At 57.2% G+C, this 6,130-nt stretch carries 3 protein-coding genes; 1 reads left to right on the top strand and 2 read right to left on the bottom strand.

The window, feature by feature from the left end; genetic code table 11:
* Positions 1-70 precede the first annotated feature (70 nt).
* Positions 71-1,861, top strand: coding sequence for a bifunctional diguanylate cyclase/phosphodiesterase (locus tag GQX66_RS18990; protein ID WP_240870449.1), 1,791 nt, complete (start codon positions 71-73; stop codon positions 1,859-1,861).
* A 579-nt stretch (positions 1,862-2,440) separates the two neighbouring features.
* Here the strand turns inward: GQX66_RS18990 and GQX66_RS19000 are convergent.
* Together GQX66_RS19000 and GQX66_RS19005 are read right to left on the bottom strand one after the other, a co-directional pair.
* Positions 2,441-2,806: a hypothetical protein gene (locus tag GQX66_RS19000; RefSeq protein ID WP_240870455.1), complete on the bottom strand. Its 366-nt coding sequence runs from the start codon at positions 2,804-2,806 to the stop codon at positions 2,441-2,443.
* A 6-nt stretch (positions 2,807-2,812) separates the two neighbouring features.
* The coding region (locus GQX66_RS19005) for an RHS repeat-associated core domain-containing protein (protein WP_240870457.1) at positions 2,813-6,130 on the bottom strand (3,318 nt) is incomplete at its 5' end.

Raw genomic sequence — 6,130 nt, forward strand, 5'->3', positions numbered from 1 at the left:
AATAAAGGACTGGGAGCTGTTCTCTTCATCGAGAACGCTCCCAGTCCTTTTTTTATCGCCAGAGATTGCCATGACCACGACCGAACAGCTGAGTGCCTTGAGCTCGATCCTGACTCAAAGCGGATTACACAGCCTGTTCCAGCCGATCATTTGCCTCTCTGAACGGCGCATTCTCGGCTACGAAGCCCTGACCCGCGGCCCGTCCAACAGCCCGCTGCACTCCCCCATCGCCCTGTTCGCCGTGGCCCGCCAGGCCGGACGCTTGAGCGAACTGGAAATCGCCTGCCGCCAAAGCGCCTGTCGCCGTTTCAACGAACAGCAGTTGCCGGGCAAGCTATTTCTCAATGTCTCCCCGGAATCCCTGCTCGAAGCCGCGCACCAGCCGGGGCGCACGCTGCAGCTGCTGCAGGATTTCGGTATCCCGCCGAGTCAGGTGGTGATCGAACTCACCGAACAGACGCCGATCGATGACTTTCAGTTGCTGCAAACTGCGCTGCATCACTATCGGGCGATGGGTTTTTCGATTGCCCTCGATGATCTTGGGGCTGGTTATTCGAGCCTGCGCCTGTGGTCGGAGCTGCGGCCGGATTACGTGAAGATCGACCGGCACTTTATCGATGGCATTCATCAGGACGCATTGAAACGCGAGTTCGTCGGATCGATCCTGCAAATCGCCAAGGCCTCGCGGGCACAGGTGATTGCCGAAGGCATCGAACTGCCGGAAGAACTGGCGGTGCTGACCGAGATGGGCGTGGATCTGGTGCAGGGCTACCTGCTCGGGCGCCCTCAGGAACACCCGCCGCGCGATGCCCGCGCCTTGATGCCCAAGCACGACAGCAGCGCCGTTGCGCTGAACGATGAAGGCAGCGACCTCAGTGCCCTGCTCAATGATCAACCGGCCGTGAATCGCGACACACCCACCGCTACCGTACTGGAAGCCTTCCGCCGTCAGGCCAACCTGAACTCACTGGCGGTGCTCGACGAACAGGGTCAGCCATGCGGCATCGTTCATCGTCACTCACTGTCCGATGCGCTGCTCAAACCGTTCGCCACCGACCTGTTCGCCCGCAAACCGATCAGCCGCCTGATGAACGACGACTTTCTCGCCGTGGAAATGAGCCAGTCGCTGCAACAGGTCAGCCGCCTGATCACCAGCCGCGCCCGACAACGCATCGAAGAAGATTTCATCATCACCCTCAACGGCAGCTACCTGGGCCTGGGCCGGGTGATTGACGTACTCAAACTGATCACCGAACTGAAGATCCAGCAGGCCCGCTATGCCAATCCGCTGACCTTGCTGCCGGGGAATGTGCCGATTCAGCAATGCCTCACCCGCCTGCTGCAACAGGGGCGCGAGTCGGTCATTTGTTATGTCGACATCGACAGCTTCAAACCCTTTAACGATATCTATGGGTATGGGCGCGGGGATGAGGTGCTGCTGTGTCTGGCGCAATGCCTCAACGAACGCGTCGACCCGTCCCGCGATTTCGTCGGGCATATTGGGGGGGATGATTTCTTGTTGGTGCTCGGCCCGGAGGATTGGCGCAAACGGCTGAACCAATTGCTTGATGATTTCCAGAGCCAATGCCGGCGTTTCTACCGCCCGGAACATCTGGAGGCTGGGTGTTTTGTTGCGCCGAATCGCCAAGGGATTCGTCAGGAGTTTCCGTTGCTGTCACTGTCCATTGGCGTGGTGCATTTGCATCCTGAAGCGTGTGCGCAGCTGGATGCGAGTCAGTTGGCGGAGATGGCTTCGCAGGCGAAGCATCATGCGAAGAATGTTCCGGGGTATAGCGTGCATGTTATCGATAGCATAAGTGCGCTACCTTTTAACGAGGCGCTCGTTTCAGGTCATCGCTGATTTAAAGGCTCGATAACTACCATGTTGACCGATCCTCTCCAGCGGCTTTCGCAAGATCCTCCCTCCAAGCTTCCTTCGCAAACTTATAGATATCCTGGAAGAAGCCGCGTGGATCTTCTAGAGAGTACCATTCTCCCCGCGGCCAACTTGCTGCTTCGTATTCATCGACCTCGAATAACTCTTGAAAGTCATAATTTTGTTCCAAGAGCAGCAGCTCCAAAATTTCAACTAGCACTAGCTTATGCCTATAGGAAAGCTATGGCAGATTAAGACAATACTTCCTGATAAGAAGCTCTCTATCAGCGGAATCATTAGGATTGTACACCTCGAGTTCCGCACCTCGAGTTTCCTCCCGATCATAAACGTCGAAAACGCCTATAAACCACATCAAATCCGGTTCAAACTTTTCATCTAAATATGGATCTTTCAACATCACTTCACCGCGATTGGAAACGTGACGAACTGGCTTTGGTTAAATAAATTAGCTCCCACAATTTTTACCATCATTATAAATGACCAAACAAACAATCAACCTACCAAAAACCCTAAATACAAAAACCTCAAAGGTAGATTGTAATTCTATAAATCTTTAACTTTACCTATCTCAGCCTGATATAAGGAAAGACATTCTAGCAACACGCGCATAAAGCCACGCCCATCGACCATCTCGTCAGAAAATAAAAAACTCCTCTTTTCCAAAACCTCAACAAATGTTTCTCCTCTTTCCAAATAATAGGAAATCGTATCAATTATCCAACACCTATCCGATTCAGAGTACCCAACAAATTCCGGTTTCAGAGCAGCATCAAAAACTCTAATCAAATCAGAAGAGTCATTTACATCAGCCAGACATATTAGTTCTTCAACGGCCCCTTCGTGAGGATAATCAATATCGAAGACAAATAGAAAGCCAGGCAAAATTGAAAGATTTGGATTACGTTTCATTTTATATCAATCCACATAAGCCGTTATAGCCTCACCATGACTATTGAGTATAACGACAGTTCTTGTTGGCTCTATATATTCCACTTGCTTCCCTCTATACCCCTCTCCAACCTTTCTTCCCATTTCTACTGGGAGCGATGAAAGCGATAGACTCCCAGTCCGTCGGAAAATTAATTTAGCACGATTAATTGCATTCAATTGATCCCTATGACTCATAAATTTAGTTGCAGCTCGCGGAATGCTTGGCTCCAAAAGCTTAGTTTTTTTATTTAGTTTCATCTCAACTTTACCCGTAGTAGGGTTTTTAGCATATAGCAGACGTTCTTGCTGCGAAGCAAGAGTAGTTTGGGCGCCATGTTTTTGTAAAAAATGAGATTTTTTGTTAGCGCTTTCCATATATCTCAACTCTTTTAATGCAATATTTTCTGCCAACTCATCAATTCTCGCCCTCCGCTCTTGCGCCGTCATCTTCGGTAGCGCCGGCTCGCCCTCATCAACAACCGAACCGCTCACCCCATCCGGAACCGGACATCCCGGCTTGTTCGGCGGCGGACAATTGGACGTCAACCCCAACGGATCCACCCACCCCGTCGGATTCGGCACATACCGGTACTGATTCAACCCACCCGCCAACTTCACCGGATCCGGCGTCAGGTACCGCCCCACCTCCGGGTCGTAGTACCGGTGTCGGTTGTAATGCAGCCCGCTTTCTTCATCGAAATACTGCCCCTGAAACCGTAGTGGCTGGTTCAGGTAGTCCTCGGTCGCGAGCTCCAGCGAGGTGACCTTGCCGTAGGCGCTGTATTTGGCCGACCAGACGATCTCGCCGCTGTAGTCGGTCAGTTCCTGCGGGGTGCCGAGGTGGTCGAGCTGGTAGTAGAACGGGCAGGCGCGTTTCGGGCCTTTGCCGTCGAGCATGGCCAGTGGGCGGAAGGTGCCGGGTTCGTAGATGAAGCTGCGGTGTTGGGTCGGGCTGCTTTCGGCGATCAGGTGGTCGCCTTGCCAGAAGAACTCGGTGGTCTGGCCGTCGACGGTTTTGCGGATGCGCCGGCCGAAGGCGTCGTACTGATAGGTGGCGCTGGTGCCGTCGGGACGGGTGAGGCCGATCAGGCGGTGCTGGCTGTCGTAGCGGTATTCGGTGACAAGGGTTTGCGCGCGGCCGCGGCGTTCGCGGATCAGGTTGCCGAAGGCGTCGTAGTCGTAATGACGATCGCCCTGCATCAGCAGGCGATTGCCTTTGATCTGTGTCGGACCGGGGCGATCCTGCATCAGCAGGTTGCCGGCCGGGTCGTGGGCGAAGTTTTCCGGCACATCGTCGCGGGTGTGGCGTACGCGAATCAGCCGGTCGAGGGCGTCGTACGTGTAGCTGCGCTGGCCGTGGCGGGTGTCGGCGATGTGTTCGAGGTTGCCGTTGGCGCTGTAGGCAAAGTCGCGGCGGTACAGCGCACTGCGTTGATGGCCTACGGCGTGGGCGCGCAAGCGGCCCTGTTCGTCGTAGGTGTATTCGCTGAGCAGCAGGCCTTGCTGGCGCTGCTGTTCGCGGCCGTGCTGGTAGACGTGGCGGGTCAGCAAGGCACCGTTGAGGTCGATCGCCGTCAGCGCCCCGCCCTTGGCGTAGTGGTAATCGAGTTTGCTGTTGTCCGGCAGACGCAGGCGGGTGAGCTGGCCGCAGGCGTCGTAGGCGTAACGCAGGGTGCCCCAGCCCTGATGCTCGCGCACCAGCCGGTCCTGCAGGTCGTATTCGAAGGCCAGCGGGTGATCCTGGCCGTCATCCACGCCGACCAGCCGGCCGAGACGGTCATAGCGGTAGCTGACCTCGACCCCGTCCGGCAGGGTCTTGAGCAGCAATCGCCCGGCGCTGTCGCGCTGGTAAGTGGTGACCAGCGTGGTGCCGTCGTCGCCGAACTCGGTCTTCTCCAGCAGGTGGCCGTTGCGGTCGTAGGCATACGCCGTGCGCCGACCATCGAAGCCGGTTTCCTGTCGGATCAGTCCGGTGGGCGTGTAGTCCAGCCGATACTTTTCGCCGGACTCGTTCTCGATTTCCGTCAGCAGCAGCTGCGCATGGTCGTAGCGGTACTGGACTCGTGTGCCGTCGGGGTTGATCCGCCGGCTGACCAAATGCAGGTCGTCGTCATACTCGTAACGGGTGATCCGCCCCAGTTCATCGCGTTCGACCGTGATCTGGCCGTAGGCGCTATAACTGAAGGCTCGAGTGGCGCCATTCGGCGAGGTGGTCTGGATCAGCCGGCCAACGGCATCCCATGCATGACGGGTGACCGCGCCATGCTCGTCCTGCGCCGTAATCCGCCGCCCTAGCGCATCGTAGGAAAACTTGCGAACCCCACCGTCCGGCAGACTTTCTTCGACCAGTTGGCCCAGGTCGTTCCACACGAACACATGCCGACCCGAATCCGGATAACGGATCGACAGCAACCGCCCCTGTGCATCGCGGTGGTAGTGGGTGACATGGCCATCCGGATCGACCGCCTCGGTGATGTCACCCTGGGCATTACGCCGGTACGTCCACACCGCATCGCCACGTGAGCGGCTGTGCAGGAAACCGTTGCGGTACTCGTAGGACCTCGGCGCATCGTCCGGCGGAATCAGCGCGATCAGCCGTCCGGCGTCGTCATAGCGGTATTCGGTAACCGCGCCCAGCGCATCCTGCTCGGCGACCAATCGGCCCTGCGTGTCGTAGGCCTTGAGCTGTTCGCCCCCGTCCGCCGACACCTGACGCACCAGCCGCGCGGTGTCATCGTGGACGTAAGTCTCTTCAGTCCCATCGACGTAATGCACCGTGACACGGCCGGCGCCATCCCAGACGTAACGCGTGTCCATCTGCGAAAACGACGCCCAGTGCCGCACACAGCGCGCCGCCTTGCCGGCACGTTCCCATTCCCAGAAGAAGCTCGCACCGCCGGCCAGTTGCCGTTGCAGGATGACGTGCTGGTCGTCGTAGTCGTAACGCTCGGTCTCGCCGACGGCGTTCGACGCCTCGATCAACCGATGGCGGGCATCAAAGCGGTAGCTGGCCAGCGTCTGCTCGGTGCGCCAGGTCGAATCCCGAAAAACCTGATAATCGACCGCGACCAGATGCGCCCGCTCATAGCGCAGCAACAAGGAGCGACCAGCGCCGTTGTCGAGGCGCTCAACGCGATCCAGACGGTCCCGCGTAATACGCAAGCGGTTGCCGTACGCATCGCTGACCGCCGTCAGACCCCCAGCCCGAAAGTGATAAAACCGCGCCGCGTCCCCCGCCAGCGCAACAATCAACTCCTCCGGCTCATCCCCGAGAAAGATCGCCGCCCGCGACAGGCTGTTGTG

The sequence above is a fragment of the Pseudomonas sp. B707 genome, from assembly GCF_022496685.1.
Taxonomy (GTDB): Bacteria; Pseudomonadota; Gammaproteobacteria; order Pseudomonadales; family Pseudomonadaceae; genus Aquipseudomonas; species Aquipseudomonas paraglycinae.

Excerpts from the sequence above, each read along its gene's own strand:
- GQX66_RS19000 (WP_240870455.1), bottom strand. The coding sequence starts at position 2,806 with ATGAAACGTAATCCAAATCTTTCAATTTTGCCTGGCTTTCTATTTGTC.
- GQX66_RS18990 (WP_240870449.1), top strand. The coding sequence starts at position 71 with ATGACCACGACCGAACAGCTGAGTGCCTTGAGCTCGATCCTGACTCAA.